Here is a 17,972-nt window from a genome sequence, read left to right as displayed (position 1 = left end):
TTTAAAAGGGGACTAACCATGAAAAAAACAGTGAATCTGCGCCTGACGGCAGAACATCCCATTATGAAAAACCATCTTGTTCACGGAGAATCTGTCATGCCCGGTCTGGCCTATATTGATATGCTGTATCAGCTGGCAAAGCAAAGCCTTGATCTTTCATTCCGTTCCATCTGTCTGAAACGGGTGACCATTTATCATCCTTTATCAGTGAAGCGGTCAGAGCGGCTTGATGTGAGTGTCATATTCAGTAAAGAAAAGGAGTTCTGGACAGCCTCGATTTGCGGGGCGGATTCCGGGACGGTTTTCTTATCAGCGGAGGTGCATGAAGGGGTTTTCTCATCAGCTAGGCGCCTTGACGCAGGGGAGAAAAAACAACAAGCCGCACTTCCATCAGTCTCTTTGCATACGGTTTACGAAGACGCGAGAAGCCGCGGACTGACGCATGACGGGCTGATGAAGCCGGAGGGAGAGATCTATGCAAATGAAGAGGAATGTTTCCTTGATATTCGGCAGTCTGATTCATGCCAGGAAAATCTCCCCGGCGCTCTCTTTCACCCCGCGCTGATGGACGGTGCCGCCATGGCCTCCGGCGTATTGCAGACAGCTGCAGGCGCCGGTTTGTTTTTACCGATTTATTATGATTCGTTTATTGCCGCTGAGACGGTTACGGAGCGCTGTTACGCGGTGATTTCGAAAAAGTCCGGCACGCCGTCTGAAATGGTGAAAATGGATATTGACTTTTACAACCCCAGCGGTGCGCATATTGCTTCACTGCTCGGCCTGACAGCCAAAAAGGTGCGGACAGACCGGCAGCTGTCACCAGGCGTTCAGCAGATGGAGGAAACCTTATACCGCATTTTCTCAACATACGTAGGCCGTCCTGTCACAAGAAATGATGCGCACACCGTGTTTTTTGAATTAGGTCTTGAATCGTCACAGCTTCTGGCCATTATTAAAGACATCGAAGAGGCGTTTGATCTGCGGCTGAATCCGACTCTTTTATTTGAATGCAGCAGTATATCCGAGCTGCTTGAAGACATAAAAACAAAAGGAACAGCTGAATCTTCCGGTCTTGTTGCGGATGCAGCACCGGTTTCTGAAACGCAATCAGGCAGTCAGACATTTACTTTCTATGAACATGAAGCATTCCTTCGGGATCATCTGGTTTTCGGCAAACCGGCACTGATGGGTGTAGTGTATCCGTGTCTGGTGCTTGAAGCATCCGGAACGTCTCATTCCGACACGTATCCCGCCGAGCTGAAAGATATCCGTTTTACGGGCGGGCCCGTCACGCTGGAGCCGGGAGAGGCCGCACATGTTGACATTTCATTTGCAGCAGAAAAGAGTGCCGAACGCTTTACCGCAAGCTGCTCTGTTTCCGGTAAAGAAAGCCGGAAGACATGTGCCGAAGGAGAAATAATCAGATATACAGAGGCACCCGTAAAAAAATCATATGACGTTGAACAAATGAAGGCGCATGCACAAAAGGTAGCGCCGGATGTTATTTCCCGTCTGTACGATTCGGTTGCCGACTTCACGATAGGCCCGATGCTGAAAACGGTAACGGCGGGATACAAAATGAGTGAGAGCTCCTTTTTATTGCAGCTGGACTTATCAGGAAAAAAAGAGAAAGGCGATCTGCATCACTTTGCATTTGACCCGCTTATATTGAATTCTTGTTATATGTCGCTCGGTGAAGAAGAATTGCAGCTGAAAAAGCGGATTCACGTCCCGCTCATGATTGAGAGGCTGACGCTTAACGGACCTGTCATGTCTGATACCGTCTATGTGGTGAATACAATCAAACATAAAAAAGACGGATTTCTCTCATTTGACGCCGCAGTCCTCAGCCATACCGGAGAACAGCTGGCGGAATTGAAAAACGCGTCTGTGAAAGAAGTGCTTCAGCCAAATCGGCTTGAAAATGCGTCTTTTGCCCCATCCGGGAATCAAAGCCGTCAGAAAACGAAAGGAAACCCGCTGGATATTGCCATTGTCGGAATTTCCGGCAAGTATCCGCAGGCCGATGATATCAATGCGTTTTGGGAAAATCTCAAACAAGGAAAGGATTGCATTACCGAAATTCCGAAAGACCGCTGGAAATGGGAACATTACTTTTCCGAGGACCGTACGGCGCCGGGAGCGATCTACAGCAAATGGGGCGGATTCATTGACAGGATCGCCGATTTTGATCCTGAGTTCTTTAAGATTTCCCCCCGTGAAGCGGAACACCTTGATCCTCAGGAACGGCTGTTTTTAATGCATGCGTGGATGGCGATGGAGGATGCGGGATATACGAGGACATCACCTGAACTGGGCCGTCAGGTAGGTGTGTATGCCGGTGTCATGTATCAGGAATACCCGCTATTCGCGGCTGAAGCGGGAGTGAAAGGACGGCATATCGGGCTCCCCGGCGGGATTGCATCAATTGCTAACCGTGTCTCCTATTTTTGTGATTTTCAAGGGCCGAGCATTTCGGTCGATACGATGTGTTCGGGTTCTCTGACTTCATTGTACATGGCGTGCCGGGATCTGCGGGATCATCGGATTCGCGCGGCGCTTGCCGGCGGAGTGAATCTCACCGTTCATCCTAACAAGTACTTCATGCTGAGCCAGGGGCAGTTCATCTCATCTAAAGGACACTGCGGGAGTTTCGGCGCCGGGGGTGACGGCTATATTCCGGCAGAAGGAGTCGGGGTGCTGCTTCTTAAACGTTTAGAAGACGCCGTACAAGACGGAGATCGGATTTACGGCGTCATTAAAGGAGCTGCCATTAATCACGGCGGAAGAGCGAGCGGTTACACCGTACCGAACCCCAAGGCGCAGAGCGAAGTCATTTCTCAAGCTTTACAGGAAGCGGGGGTATCTCCGGGCCAGATCAGCTATGTGGAAGCGCACGGGACAGGGACGAAATTAGGCGATCCGATTGAAATCCGGGCTTTAACCGATGCATTCGGTGATGTTCCTGAAACATGTCTCATCGGGTCTGTCAAATCAAATATCGGACATGGGGAATCGGCAGCAGGCATCGCCGCTGTCACAAAAGTGCTGCTGCAGATGAAGCACAAACAAATCGCCCCATCTTTGCATGCGGATGTTTTAAATCCGAATATCCAATTTGGTGAAGGACCGTTTTCCGTCTGCCGGGAATTAACAGATTGGAAACGGATTGCCGCAGACGGAGAAGAACAGCCGCTCAGGGCAGGGATCAGCAGCTTTGGTGCGGGCGGTTCTAACGCGCATATCATTATTGAAGAATATGAGGCTCCTGTCAAACAAGCAATCAGCAGCCAAGAGCCGGCTGTCATTCTGCTGTCTGCGAAAAATGGGGAGCGTCTGACAGAATATGCGGAGCGCCTTCTTGCTTTTCTTCAAAAGAAGCATACGGATAAGCCGGACTTATTTGATGTCGCGTACACTTTACAAGCGGGGCGGGAAGCGATGGATGAGCGGCTGGCTCTCATTGCGGACTCCCTTAAGGAGCTGGAGGACAAGCTCAGATCGTACTTGGAAAATGAAAACGCACCGCATCTTTACAGGGGGCGGGCGAAGCGAAATCATGAGACAGTTGCTGTGTTTGAATCTGATGAAGATTTGCAGGAAGCCATGGTCAAATGGCTGAAAAAGAGAAAGTACGGTCATTTGCTGAACATGTGGGTGCAGGGAGTCGATGTGGACTGGAACTTGTTATATTCGGGACAAAAACCCCGGAGAATCAGCCTTCCCGCCTATCCGTTTGCAAAGGTCAGATGCTGGATTCAAGATGAAGCCGAGGCGGTTTCAAAAAGGGATGACGGCAAAACGGTGATCCATCCGCTGCTTCATGAAAACACATCCGATCTGTGGGAGCTGAAATTCACATCCGTTTTTACCGGACGGGAATTCTTTTTCACTGACCACACAGTTAATGGGGAGAAGGTGCTCCCGGGAGCCGCCGTGATCGAAATGGTCAGGGCGGCCGTTGAGCGGGCGGCATACGCTTTGCCGGACGGACGTAAAGGACTGTATTTGAGAGATCTCATATGGATGAGGCCTGTCGTTCATAAGGGGACGGATGTAGAAGTCCATATCAGACTTATCCTTAAGGAAAATGAAGACATTGAATTTACGATTTACAGCCTATCGGAAGAACCCGGGGGAGAACGGATTTTATACAGTAAAGGAACCGCGGTATCAGGAGAGATAGCAGCGGTTCCGTCTGTTCACTTAGAGGGCTGGCTGTCCGGCTGCAGCCAATCGGTTATGACGTCTGATGAGGTTTATCAGGCTTTCCGGCATGCGGGTATGATATACGGGCCGAGCCATCAAGGAATTGATCAGCTGATGATCGGAGAGAGGGGCGCTGCAGCCCGGCTGTCGCTGCCGGAATCGGCAGACATTACCGCCGATCAGTTTGTCATCCACCCGAGTCTTCTAGATGCCGCGTTTCAGGCGTCACTGGGTGCCGGTTCAGATACTGCCGGAGACACTCCGATGCTGCCGTTTTCCCTGAGGCAGGCAGAAATATTTCAGCCGACTCAGAAAACGATGTGGGCGCTTGTCCGCAAACAGAGCGATCGGTCAGATAACGGAGCGCTGACGCTGGATATTGATTTATGTGATGAAAACGGCGCTGTTTGTATGAGATTAACAGGATTTTCCTGCCGGGCTGTCCGGCAGACAAACCAAACCGAAAGCAAACGGCAGGAAGTTCAGACGGCGATGCTTGCCCCTGTTTGGGACAAAACTTTCTTTTCTCTGGAAGAAAATCGAGCGGTTGATCAGGAACAATTGCTGATCATCGGAAAGCCGGGAAAGACCATAAAGGCTGCGGCAAAAATGTGGCCCCGCGCCCATCTGGCGGAGACGCCGGATCATTCAAGCGAGCAAACATTACGTGAATTGACAGCCGGATATCAGGATATCCGCCATTTCTTATGGATTGCGCCGGATCGTTTCGCACCCGCATCCGTCAGTCAGGAAATGCTTGATGAGCAGGAGAATGGGGTGATCCAATGTTTCCGTTTCATCAAAGCGCTGCTGTCACTCGGGTATGGAAATCGAAACATCAGCTTTACGGCGGTCACCCGGCAGACACAGTCCGTGTATCCGGGTGATCTGCCGCAGCCTGAGCATGCAGGCGTGCACGGTTTGATCGGTTCATTGGCAAAAGAATATCCGAACTGGGACATCAGGCTGATTGATACAGAACAAGGCAGTGATTCGTCTGAAATGAAAGACATCTGGCGCCTCCCTCCAGATCCGGACGGAAATGCTGCCGCGTACCGTAACGGAGCTTGGCACAAGCAAAAAACAGTCCGGATGCTGACAAGTTCCGCTCCGCGTATGTCGTACAGAGAAGGCGGCGTTTATGCTGTCATCGGCGGAGCGGGCGGCATCGGAGAAGCATGGAGCAAATACATGACCACCCGTTACAAGGCACGGATAATATGGATCGGCAGGCGGCCGAAGGATCAGGAGATTCAGAGCAAAATAGACAGGCTGGCGCTATCAGGCCCCGCGCCGCATTATATACAGGCTGATGCTCAAGATGCCGCAGCGCTTAAAGCGGCCGTCCGTTCCGTAAGAGAGCAATACGGCAATATAACGGGAGTCATCCATTCCGCGATAACGCTTGCCGACAAAAGTATGGCGAATATGGATGAAGCTTCTTTCAGAAATGCTTATTCAGCTAAGGTGAATACGAGCGTCCGAATGATCGAAGCTTTTAAGGAAGAACCGCTTGATTTTGTGCTGTTTTTCTCATCCGTTAATTCTTTCACAAAAAATGCCGGGCAAAGCAACTATGCGGCAGGGTGTACATTTCAAGACGCCTTTGCCCGCCATATCGCTTCCTTGCTTGATTGTGAAGTGAAAGTCATGAATTGGGGATATTGGGGCAGTCTGGGCGTTGTATCAGACCCGTCTTACAGAAAACGGATGGAGGCGTCAGGGATCGGTTCTATTGAACCCGATGAAGCAATGGAGGCGCTGGAAGTCTTACTATCAGAACCGTTCAGCCAAGCGGCATTCATCAAAGCTGCTCCGCACGGCTTAGCCGCACTGACGGATCAAGATGCAATATCGGTTGTATCCGGCCCGAAGCCTTCATTTATGGAAAGCGTCAAGCGGCAAAATCCGGATCGGAATGAACGGCTTGAGACTTTAAAACAAGAAATGGAGTTGCGCATATGAACAGCCTTCTTTGCAAACTGCTCTTTTACCAATTACAGTCAATCGGGTTTTTCAGCGAGCCTGTCACTACACCTGCAGCATCCATGCGGAGCGCCGGCGTGATCGGCACATACGGCAGATGGCTGGAAGAAAGCCTGAATCTATTAAAAGAAAACGGATATATCGCGTATGACGGATACACGATCACCCTCCTCACGGATCAGCGCCCGGACGGCCGCACAGTCTGGAATGAGTGGAATGCCCATAAACGCCTGCTTCCCAATGGGGAGCTTGCGCAAGCTGAATTGGCTGAGGCGACGATAAAAGCGATGCCTTCCATTTTAAAAGGGGAACGTCCGGCTACGGATATCGTATTTCCCGATTCATCAATGCGGCTCGTTGAAGGTGTTTATAAGCATAATCCTGTCGCGGATTATTTTAATGAAGTGTTAGCAGATTCCGCGGCCGCTTACCTGAAAGCCTATCTTACAGAACACCCCGATGCCCGCATCAGGCTGATAGAAGTAGGGGCCGGGACGGGCGGAACGAGCGCCATGCTGTTTACAAAACTGCAACCATTTGCAAAACAGATTGCGGAATATTGTTATACGGACGTCTCTAAAGCTTTTTTAATGCATGCCGAACAGGAATACGGAGCTGATGTGCCGTATTTGACAACGGCCTTGTTTAATGCGGAGGAGCCTTGCGAATCACAAAATATCAAAACGGGTGTTTACGATATTGTCATCGCCGCCAATGTGCTTCACGCCACAAAAAATATCGGTTTGACACTTCGCCGTCTGAAAGCGCTCCTGAAATACAACGGGATGATTCTGATAAACGAAATCAGCGATCGTTCTGTTTTTACCCATTTAACCTTCGGGCTGCTTGACGGGTGGTGGTCCTATGAGGATGCTGAGCTTCGGATTCCGGGAAGTCCCGGCTTATATCCAAAATCGTGGGAGTGTGTGCTGCATTCGGAAGGATACAGAGCGGTTTGTTTCCCTGCTGAAACGGCTCATGATTTAGGTCAGCAGATTATCGCAGCTGAGAGTGACGGACTCGTCCGGATGCAAGGGATCAGAGACGGCAGAAAGCCATACGCCGCCCCGGCCGAAGTTTTCCGAAAGCCCGCACAGCCTGTTTCCCGCAGCCGCGCGCCAGAGGAGCATCAAGCTGTTAAGGCTGATGGGGAATCGGTCGCTTCCCATGTCCGCTCAGTCATCAAAACAAGTATTGCCGATGTATTAAAAATGAAAGAAGAGGATATTCAGGAAGAACTGAATTTCTCTGATTACGGCATTGATTCCATTTTGGCCGTCAATGTGATTAACGAGATTAATAAGAGATTGAATCTTACACTGCAGACAACGATTTTATTTGATTACTATCATGTGAAACTGCTGACCGGTTATATCTCGGAAGAATACGAAACCATCATAGCCTCATCTCTGGAGACCGAAAGAGCGAAAATCCGCCCGGCGCTTCAGGAAGAACGGCCTGCTGAAAAACCTCTGCAGACGGAAAGAAAGGAAAACGGTTATCAGAAACCGAAACAAGAACGTATGCCGCCTTCTTTCGCAAAGTCCGATGACTCGGGAATGTTCCGGGTTGTGATTGACCGTCCGGGCGGCATTGAAGATCTGATGATTGCCCGCAGTGAAGTGCCCGAGCCAAAAGATGACGAAGTTCAAATAGCCGTCCGCGCCTTTTCTTTAAACTTCGGAGACTTGCTTTGTGTCAGAGGGCTGTACCCGACGATGCCGCCTTATCCGTTCACTCCGGGATTTGAAGCAAGCGGCGTCGTGATCAAGACAGGGAGGCATGTAACATCCGTCATTCCAGGTGATGAAGTGATTGTCGGTATGGGAGAGGAATTTGGATCTCAGGCGAATCTCATCACATGTAAAGAACATCAAGTCTATCATAAACCGGCCCGGCTGACCTTTGAAGAAGCATGCGCTCTTCCCACCGTGGCGGTGACAATGATAGACGCCTTCCGGAAAGCCGGACTTAAAAAAGGCGAAAAAATATTAATTCAGACCGCGACGGGAGGAACGGGGCTGATCGCAGTGCAAATGGCCCGGCATATCGGCGCGGAAATATATGCAACGGCCGGATCACAGAAAAAAATTGAGTATTTGCATTCGCTCGGGGTCCACAATACCATTTGCTATTTAGAAGAAGATTTTGAAACGGAAATCATGCGAATGACCGGCGGCCGTGGGGTGGATGTTGTCATTAATACCCTGGCCGGTGATGCCATGCAAAAAGGAATGAATTGCCTGGCACCGGGCGGAAGATATATCGAAATTGCCATGACTGCGCTGAAATCCGCTAAATCAGTCGACTTGTCCGTCCTTCATAACAATCAATCGTTTCACAGCGTGGATTTGCGGAAGCTGTCCCTTCAAAATCCGGATCAGGTCAAGGATTATCAATTGGAACTGCAGCGGCTGGCGGAAGAGGGAGTCATTCAGCCTGTCATCTCAAAAATCTTTTCCTTTGAAGACATAAAAGAAGCGTATCACTGTCTGGATGACCGCGGAAATATCGGGAAAATCGTCATCAGCGTTTCTGAGCCGTATCAAATGACGTACCGCCCCGAACAAAAGGATCCGGCCGATACAGTAAAATCAGCAGCTGTGTTACCTGAAAAAGAACCGATCGCGATTATCGGGATGAGCGGGCGGTTTGCTGAATCGGAGAATCTCCAAGAGTTTTGGGAACACTTAGCCGCCGGACGGGATCTGATTAAAAAAGCAGACAGATGGGATGTCTCTGACAGCCAATGCCAGTATGGCAGTTTTATAGAGGACATTGAATGTTTTGACCCCGTTTTCTTTCATATATCGGGACGTGAAGCGACCTATATGGACCCCCAGCAGAGGCTGTTTTTGGAAGAATCATGGAAAGCGCTTGAAGATGCGGGATATGCGGGAGACTCGGTAAGAGGCCGGGAATGCGGCGTGTATGCCGGCTCCTGCGGCGGAGATTACCAGGCCATTTTTAAACAGCAGGGGCCCGCGCAGGCTTTTTGGGGCAATCATAATTCCGTCACTCCGGCAAGGATCGCCTATCATCTTAATTTACAAGGTCCGGCGATCACTGTTGATACGGCATGTTCCAGTTCGTTGACAGCCATTCATTTGGCATGTCAGGGGCTTTGGACGAAAGAAACGGAAATGGCGGTGGCGGGCGGGGTTTTCATTCAATCCACTCCCGCTTTTTATCAGTCGTCAAATAAGGCGAATATGCTGTCACCGACCGGGCGCTGCCATACGTTTGATCAAAGCGCGGACGGGTTCGTGCCGGGGGAAGGCGTGGGAGCGGTGGTGCTGAAACGTCTTAGCGACGCCGTTAGTGACGGAGACCATGTGTACGGCGTCATAAAAGGCTCTGCACTGAATCAGGACGGCGCTACAAACGGAATCACCGCACCAAGCGCGCTTTCTCAAGAACGATTGGAACGGCATGTCTATGACAATTTTCACATTGATCCGGAAACCATTCAAATGGTGGAAGCTCACGGAACGGGCACTGCACTGGGCGACCCGATCGAATTCGGCGCCTTAACGCGCGCTTTCCGCCGCTATACGGATAAAAAAGGATATTGCGCCATCGGCTCTGTAAAAACCAACCTCGGACATGCCGCTGCGGCCGCGGGGATGGCCGGACTGTTTAAAATCCTGCTGTCGCTGAAGCACCGGCAGATTCCGGCTTCCCTGCATTTTCATCAAGCCAATCAGCATATTCAAGTTGAGGACAGCCCGTTTTTTGTGAATGAAAAACTGATACCGTGGGAACGGAATCCGGATGCACCGCGCAGAGCCGCCATCAGTTCATTCGGATTCAGCGGAACAAATGCCCATCTTGTGATTGAAGAGGCGCCGCAAACTGTGCGCCGCTCACCGGCAAAACCGGCCTGCCTCATTCCTTTATCTGCACGGACGGAGCGTCAGCTGGAAATTCAGGCAGAACGCCTGCTGGATTCACTCAGCAAGAACAAAGACAGCGATCTGGGAAATATAAGTTATACGCTCCTGCTCGGCAGAAAGCATCTACATCACCGGTTTGCCTGTATCGTAAGCAGTGCGGACGAACTGAAGCGGGTATTATCGGAGTGGCTTGTAAAAAGAGAGCTTCCGGGTGTGTTTGTGTCCAATTTGAAGGATCAGAAGCCGGCAGAAGAAGCCGGAATGAAAACATTCGGAATGGAATGCATTGAACAGTGCCGCTCGGCGGCTTCGCCCGCACAGTACAGAGAAAGCCTGGCACATATCGCTGACCTTTTTTGCAGAGGGTATGATCTTCCTTTTACACGGCTTTTTGACGGAGGGCAATATTATAAAACGCCGCTGCCTGCCTACCCGTTTTTAAAAGAAAGGTATTGGGCGGCTGATGTAAACAGTTCTTTACCAGGTCAAGCCATGAAAAAGTCTGAAACGCAAACCGTTCTCCCGTCTTCGCCGCAGCCTGAACATGAAGGGCTGATTTCTCTGACTCCTTTAACTGAGATCGAAATGAGAGCGTTTGAACCGGAGACATTGCAAAAACCGATCGTGTTACAGCCTTTGGATTGTACTGTTTCTGTCCAGCAGCCAGAAAAAGCCGTTTTCGAAGACAATAGAACATTGCTTGAAGAATTGAGGATAAGCCTGGCAGATATTTTATTTTTGTCACCGGAAGATATTGATGCTGATGAGCCTTTCATCGACATGGGGCTTGACTCCATTATCGGGGTTGAATGGATACAAACAGTAAATAAAACGCACCACACTGAGATTACTGCCAATAAGGTGTATGAACACCCGACGCTTAAGGAGCTTGCGGAATATATTGCGGGGCAAATAAAGAAACCCGAGTATGCTGAAGCGGAGGAAACAGCGGTACGTCCGCAAATCCCGGAAGCAAAAACGCCCCTTGCCGGCATCTCTGACGGCACTTTGCGCAAAGAGCTCAAAGAAAGCCTTGCGGACATCCTGTTTCTGAAGCCGGAAGATATTGATGAGCATGAGGCATTCATTGAGATGGGGCTGGATTCTATTATCGGTGTGGAATGGGTTCAGTCCATTAATAAAACCTATCAAGCGTCTATTACGGCAAATCTGGTCTATGAATATCCGACAATTGCAACATTAGCCGGGTATCTGACCGGTTCTGTCCAAAAAGACACTGAGGAAGTACATCGGGAACATACGAAACAAAACGATATATCAGAAGAGACAGATGATGAAGAACCGCCCGAGCTGATCTGTCTTAACCCGGGTGGAAAGGGAAGACCGATTTTCTGGTTTCATTCCGCGCTGGGGGCAGTGGAACTGTACCAGCCTGTTGCCGAATGGACCGGGCGTCCTTTTTACGGAATTCAGGCAAGAGGATGGATGACGGAACGGGAACCGATCCGCGGCATTAAAAACATGGCCGAGTATTACGTTAAGCTCATACGTACCGTGCAGCCCCGGGGTCCTTACGATGTAGGGGGCTATTCATTAGGGGGCATGCTCGCTTATGAAGTCACTCGGCAATTGCAGCTGGCTGGAGAAACCGTTGAATCAATCGTCATGCTCGACTCCTTTGACGCGGCGGGTGCGCGGGAAATAAACATTCCTGATGAATTATTTGATAAAAATATGATGCTGCAGACGGTGAACATGGCTTTATTTGCACCGATTTATCAACATCCGGAACGCATTTCTGAAACCTTGATTCATCGTGATGAACTGAATGCCGATCTTCATGAAGACATATTTTTAGAGCAATTAATCGCAAAAGCCAAACAGCGGGGGTTAACGAAGACGGACGCGTTGGTGAAAAATCTGATCAGGCAGAATATAAATGTTCAGGACGCTTACGAAATCACTGATTACGAACTCCTGCCGCTTCCGGATCCGAACGGAGTGACATGCTATTATTTCCGAAATAAAAACGGTATTTTCTTGGGTGAGCTTGATCCGTATTTTACAATCAGGGCTGATATTTTATCCGCTGATTTCGTCAACTATTGGAGCCAGTGGGAAGAGCGTATGACAAACATTGCCATCATGGATGTGGCGGTATCCAATCATATGACGTTATTGGCTGAAGACAGCGCAGCCGAAACGATTTCTGAATTTTGCGGCGTTTTATATTCGGCAGACGGAATGACAGAACACAGCTTCCTGCAGCTGCAGGAAAAGATACTGAATGTGCATGGTGAGATGCTGAAGCAGCCCGCCAAAACAAGACCGTAAATTCACACATATCCGCCCGCCGGATTTACTCGTAAGCTTCGGCGGGTCATTTCAAATCTTGATCACATCTTGGAGGAATGAAAATGACCAGTTTAACAAAAATCAGACAGCAGCAGCCGTACAAGTGGTACCAAACGATGAGAGAAACCTCTCCCGTTCATTACAATGAAAAGGAAGATTGCTGGGAAATCTTCACCTATGATGAAGTGAAGCGGGTGATTTCTGACTACAGTCATTTTTCTTCCGATCATAAATATTTAAGTGCGGACAAACAGGAAAAAATGATTCGGCATATTAACAAAGACAGCCTTTTGAAAATGGACCCGCCTGAACACACCGTCTTTAGAAAATTGGTCAATCAGCCGTTCATGCCGAAATCGGTTGAGTCTCTTGCACCGCGCATAGCCGCTATCGCTGATGACCTGCTTCAGGCCGTCCGTTCAAAAGGCAGGATGGACATTATTGAAGATTACGCATTTCCGCTTCCGATTATCGTGATCGCAGAGCTTTTAGGATTTCCTCCGAAAGACAGGGATATCTTTAAAAGCTGGGTCGACCAAAGCCAGAATGTAAAAGATGAAAAGAAAATGAATGAAGTGCAAAAGCAGATGATCGGATACTTCATGCAGTTTATTTTACAGCGGAGAAAACAGCCGCAAAATGATTTAATCAGCCATTTAATTTCAGCTGATTTAGACGGAGAGCCGCTGTCAGACAAGCAATTAATCGGTTTTTGCGGCTTGTTGATTGTCGCGGGGCACGTAACGACGGAAAATGTGATCGGAAATTCATTTCTCAGTCTCAAGGAGTTCCCGCACATTCTGCCCCGGCTGCTTGAAAATAAGGCGCTCCTTCCTGACTTTATTGAGGAAGTCATCCGCCTCAGACCTTCCATTCAGCGGGTAACCCGCTACACCGCGGTTGAGAGCGAGATTGGCGGAAAAACGATTCCGGCCGGAGAAAAAGTGTATGCGTGGATTGGATCGGCGAACAGAGATGAAAAGAAGTTTGAAAATGCCGATCAGATTGACTTGGGACGAAAGCCGAATCAGCATCTGTCATTCGGTCAGGGCAGCCATTATTGTTTAGGAGCGCCGCTGGCCCGGCTTGAAGCGAAAATCGCGCTTTCCCACTTTTTTGAACAGATGCCCGCATGGCGTTTTACTGAGGATCAAGAGCCGAATCTGGTTCCGAGCCCTGTATTTCACGGCGTTGACAGGCTGCTTGTTGAGTTTTGAACGGAAAAATAAAAGAGGCTTCCACAGGAAGCCTCTTTACTCTGGGGGCTTGGAGAAATGAATGTAGGAATCGAAGCAATGAACGTGTTTGGCGGAACCGCGTATGTAGACGTCATGGAGCTTGCGGAACATCGGAACTTGGATAAAAAAAGGTTTGAGAACCTGCTGATGAAAGAAAAAGTGGTGGCGCTTCCGTTTGAAGATCCGATTACGTTCGCCGTAAATGCAGCAAAACCGATTATCGACTCTCTGTCAGAAGAGGAACGGAATCAGATTGAAATGGTCATCACCTGTACGGAATCCGGGATTGATTTTGGCAAATCCATCAGTACATACGTCCATGATTATTTGCAGCTGAAGCGGAATTGCCGATTATTTGAGGTGAAACAGGCTTGCTATTCTTTAACGGCCGGGTTTCAAATGGGCGTGAATTTCATCTTATCGCAAACATCGCCGGGAGCGAAAGCGCTCATCATCGGAACGGATATTTCCCGCTTTTTAGTGGCTGAAGGCGGTGACGCGTTGACGGAGGAATGGTCCTATGCCGAACCGAGTGCGGGGGCGGGAGCTGTGGCGCTTTTAGTCAGCAGCACCCCTCATGTCTTTTTGCTTGATCAAGGCGCAAGCGGGTATTACGGGTATGAAGTCATGGATACCTGCCGCCCGATTCCGGATAGTGAAGCGGGGGATGCTGATCTGTCGCTCATGTCTTATTTGGACTGCTGTGAAAAATCATTTCAGGAATACGGAAAGCGTGTGAGCGGGGCGGATTATAAGAATACATTTCAATACCTTTCTTTTCATACTCCGTTTGGCGGAATGGTAAAAGGAGCGCATCGGACGATGATGAGAAAATTGGCAAAGGCTAAGCCGCAAGACATTGAAGCGGATTTTCAGCAACGCGTGCTGCCTGGGATTCAATACTGTCAGCGCGTCGGCAACATCATGGGGGCCACCGTATTTTTATCTCTTGCCAGCACGATTGATAACGGCTCTTTTGAAACGCCGAAACGCGTCGGCTGTTTTTCATACGGTTCGGGCTGCTGCTCTGAATTTTACAGCGGTGTCGTTATGCCGCAAAGCCGTACGCGGCAGAATCAATTTCAGATCAGCCGGCATTTGGATGAACGCGTCCGTTTATCGATGGCTGATTATGACCGGCTGCTCCAAGACAGCGGCATCGTAAAATTCGGCACAAGAAATGCCGCGCCCGCAGCAGACATCCCGAATGCGCATCAAGGAAAAACACGATTGGTGCTGACTGAAATAAAAGAGTTTCACAGAAAGTATGAATGGACGACTTAATATCAGAAACACTCAGAGCCGGAAAGGCTTGAGTATTTTTAAAGAAACGGAGAATAAACATGAATCCAATGATTGATGTACAGGAAACAGAACCGGGCATTGTGCAGGTCACAATGCAGGATACGGCCGGGAAAAACGGGCTGTCAGAAGAGTTTGTCAGAGAGCTGCACCGGGTATTCCAAGGCATCAATGCCCATCCCTCCTATAAAACCGTCCTTCTGACGGGTTACGGAAATTATTTCTGCACGGGAGGAACACAGGAGGGGCTTTTGACCATTCAGAGCGGGAAGCTCCAATTTACAGATTTAAAGCTTCACAGTCTTTTATTGGATTGCAGGATTCCCGTGATTTCCGTCATGCAGGGGCATGCGATCGGAGCCGGCTTTACGATCGGTCTGAGCTCGGATTTCGTGATTTTAAGCAGAGAGAGTTTTTATTCTTGTAATTATATGAAGTACGGATTTACACCGGGAATGGGCGCGACGTATATTGTGCCTGAAAAACTGGGAATTGTCCTCGGGGAAGAAATGCTGTTTACGGCCGCGAATTTCAGCGGCGCCGCTCTGGAAAAACGGGGAGTTCCGTTTGAAGTGCTGCCGAAAAAAGACGCCCTTCAAAGAGGCCGCGAATTAGCCCGGCTGCTGGCGGATAAACCGAGAGCCTCACTGGTTGCGCTGAAAACCAATGTGACCGCGCGAATCAAAAGAGAGCTGACAAAAGCGGTTGAGGAAGAGGTGAACATGCACGAAGCCACATTCCATCTTCCTGAAGTAAAAGAGAGAATCAGCCGCTTATACGGCAGTTAAACAGAATGAAAAAAGCATGGGAAGCCCCATGCTTTATCACTGGTCCGTCTTTTGCAGAACGGAGCTTGCGAATTGTTCTTTAATTTCGGCGCTCCGGGCTGCGGTTTCTGCGATGCAGTGCATGATGGCTTCTTCAAAGCGGCGCTCTTCTAATGCGCGAAGGCCTGCTTCAGTCGTGCCGCCCGGGCTTGTGATTTCCTTGCGCAGGCGTTCAGGCCGTTTGCTGCTTGTTCTGAGCATTTCTGTCGCCCCGGCCATGGTTTGTAAAATCAGCTCTTTTGCCGTTTCTTCCGGCAGGCCGGCTTGAAGGGCTGCCTTTTCCATTGCTTCGACATACCGGTACACATAGGCGGGACCGCTTCCGGCAATGGCTGTGACGGCATCAAGGTGTTTTTCTTCAAAGCGCGTCGCTTCTCCGATTGTTTCCAGAAGCTCTTTTGCCGTCCGGATTTCAGCTTCACTCGCCTCGGAGCTTGCGGAAAAACCGGTCGCCGATTGCTGAATGGCCGCGGATGTATTCGGCATCGCCCGGATGATGGTGAGCTTTCTGCCGAAATATTGCTGAATCGTGTGAATCGTCAGCCCTGCGATGACAGAAATCACAAGCTGATCTTTCACGTATTCGCGAATATTCTCAATGCTTTCTGCCGCATCTTTCGGTTTAAAGGCGAGAACGATAATGTCGGTATTGCTGAAAAATTCTTCTTTATCCCGGCACGGTTTCACTCCGTACGTTTTTTGGAGCTCTTCAAGCCGGCTGTCATTTGACCGGTTTGTCATATATATATGTCCGGGGGCTGTCATTCCGCTTTGCAGCAGTCCGTTCACCATTGCTTCCGCCATTGATCCGGCCCCGATAAAACCGATTTTCTTCATATAAATCCTCCTTCTTCTAAAAACACAAAAAAACCTTCCCGTCAAAAAGGACGAAAAGGTTTCGCGGTACCACCTTACATTAGCACGAATCAGCCGTGCTCAGCTCAAATCCCGTAACGAGGGGATACGTTTAGGTTTTCCTAACCGCTCTGAGGGCAGGTTCTGTAAACAAGAGGGCCGCAATGTCTTTCAGCCGGGGACATTGCTCTCTGCTGCCGTTGTTTATATACTAGTTCCTCGTCATCGCGTTCCGTGTTTTCTAGTTTGTTGTTCATTATGCTATGCGCAAGAGCGGGATGTCAATCTTTTTTTCCGATATGCGGCAATAATGACACAGTGAAAAGAAAACGCTAAAATATGATTATTCAGGAATGAAAAGAACGAAGGAGCGTAAACATGGCAGCGAGAAAGATCATTCCGATACGTGTGCCGACTCCGTTTGCAGTCGGCGACGTTATCGTTTATTTAGTAAAAGATGAAGCCTTAACCCTTATTGATTGCGGCCCGAATACAAAGGAAGCGGCTGAATCGCTCTCATTGCAGCTTAAGGAACACGGGGTTTCTGCGGCGGATATAGAACAGGTGGTGCTCACTCATCATCACGCAGATCATTCAGGTCTGCTGCACCTTTTTTCTGAGGATACGGAAGTGATCGGGCATCCGCTGAATGACAGGTACATTACTCAGGATCAGTCGTATATCGCCCGGCAGGAGGACTTTTTTCTGTCGCTTATGACTGAAATGGACGTTCCCCTGACGCCTGAAGACATACATAAAACAGTTCAGCTGTCATACTTATTTTCTGCAAACCGTCCGTTAACGAAAACAGTGAGGGAAGGCGGAAAAATTGACGGGCTTAACGGCTGGACGGTGCTCGAAATCCCGGGTCATGCCGCTTCTCACATTGCGCTCTACCATGAAAAAAGCGGTGAAATGTTCAGCGGTGATCTGCTTTTGTCCAACAGCTCCACCAATCCGATTCTGGAAGCTCCGGAAAAGGGGGGCGTGCGCGCGGCCCCGATGCTCGACTACTTGAACTCAATGAAGCGGCTGTATGACGTAAACCCGTCCTTTTTATATCCGGGACACGGCGATCTGCTGACAGACGTAAAGCCTGCTTTTGACAGGCGGCTTGAAAAACAGAGAAACCGGTCGGAATATGTGCTGCGCCTGTTGTCAGAGGAAACGCTGACGGCTTTCCAGGTATGCCGGCGGCTGTTTCCGGCTGTTTATGAAAATGAATTGTTTTTAACGATGTCAGAAACGATCGGCCATCTTGACGTGCTGGCCGCCGAAGGGAAGGCTGTATCCTTTCAGTCGGGGAACACTCTGAAGTTTAAAGCTGTGAAGGGGTGAAGGAA

General features: G+C 49.5%; 7 protein-coding genes. 6 read left to right on the top strand and 1 reads right to left on the bottom strand.

Annotated elements, in window-relative coordinates; all coding sequences use genetic code 11:
- Positions 1–18 precede the first annotated feature (18 nt).
- The 5 genes from SB724_RS06720 to SB724_RS06700 all read left to right on the top strand — a co-directional run bounded on the left by SB724_RS06720 (position 19) and on the right by SB724_RS06700 (position 15,735).
- Complete coding sequence (locus SB724_RS06720) at positions 19–6,174, top strand: type I polyketide synthase (protein ID WP_410570516.1); 6,156 nt, start codon at positions 19–21, stop codon at positions 6,172–6,174.
- Positions 6,171–12,386 (top strand): beta-ketoacyl synthase N-terminal-like domain-containing protein, encoded by a 6,216-nt coding sequence (locus SB724_RS06715; RefSeq protein ID WP_410570514.1) that lies wholly within the window; start codon positions 6,171–6,173, stop codon positions 12,384–12,386. The genes SB724_RS06720 and SB724_RS06715 overlap by 4 nt, the downstream gene beginning before the upstream one ends.
- A gap of 83 nt (positions 12,387–12,469) precedes the next feature.
- Positions 12,470–13,624, top strand: coding sequence for a cytochrome P450 (locus SB724_RS06710; RefSeq protein ID WP_003153276.1), 1,155 nt, complete (start codon positions 12,470–12,472; stop codon positions 13,622–13,624).
- Between the two features lie 57 nt (positions 13,625–13,681).
- Positions 13,682–14,929: a hydroxymethylglutaryl-CoA synthase family protein gene (locus SB724_RS06705; RefSeq protein WP_044802111.1), complete on the top strand. Its 1,248-nt coding sequence runs from the start codon at positions 13,682–13,684 to the stop codon at positions 14,927–14,929.
- A gap of 59 nt (positions 14,930–14,988) precedes the next feature.
- Positions 14,989–15,735 (top strand): polyketide synthase, encoded by a 747-nt coding sequence (locus SB724_RS06700; RefSeq protein ID WP_410570512.1) that lies wholly within the window; start codon positions 14,989–14,991, stop codon positions 15,733–15,735.
- 36 nt (positions 15,736–15,771) lie between these two features.
- On the opposite strand, the gene proC is transcribed toward SB724_RS06700, so the two are convergent.
- The gene (proC, locus tag SB724_RS06695; RefSeq protein ID WP_088461086.1) at positions 15,772–16,611 is read right to left on the bottom strand and encodes a pyrroline-5-carboxylate reductase; all 840 of its coding nucleotides are present in this window, start codon (positions 16,609–16,611) and stop codon (positions 15,772–15,774) included.
- Positions 16,612–17,007: 396 nt separating this feature from the next.
- On the opposite strand from proC, the gene SB724_RS06690 reads away from it, so the two are divergent.
- Entirely contained in the window at positions 17,008–17,967 is a 960-nt protein-coding gene (locus SB724_RS06690; RefSeq protein ID WP_265971367.1) for an MBL fold metallo-hydrolase, read from the top strand.
- The last annotated feature ends 5 nt before the right edge of the window (positions 17,968–17,972 follow it).

Origin of the sequence: Bacillus sp. SIMBA_031 (assembly GCF_046535225.1) — a bacterium.
Classification (GTDB): domain Bacteria; phylum Bacillota; class Bacilli; order Bacillales; family Bacillaceae; genus Bacillus; species Bacillus velezensis.
The sequence above is the reverse complement of the archived record's forward strand: the minus strand, read 5'-3'. Positions and strand labels throughout refer to the sequence as shown.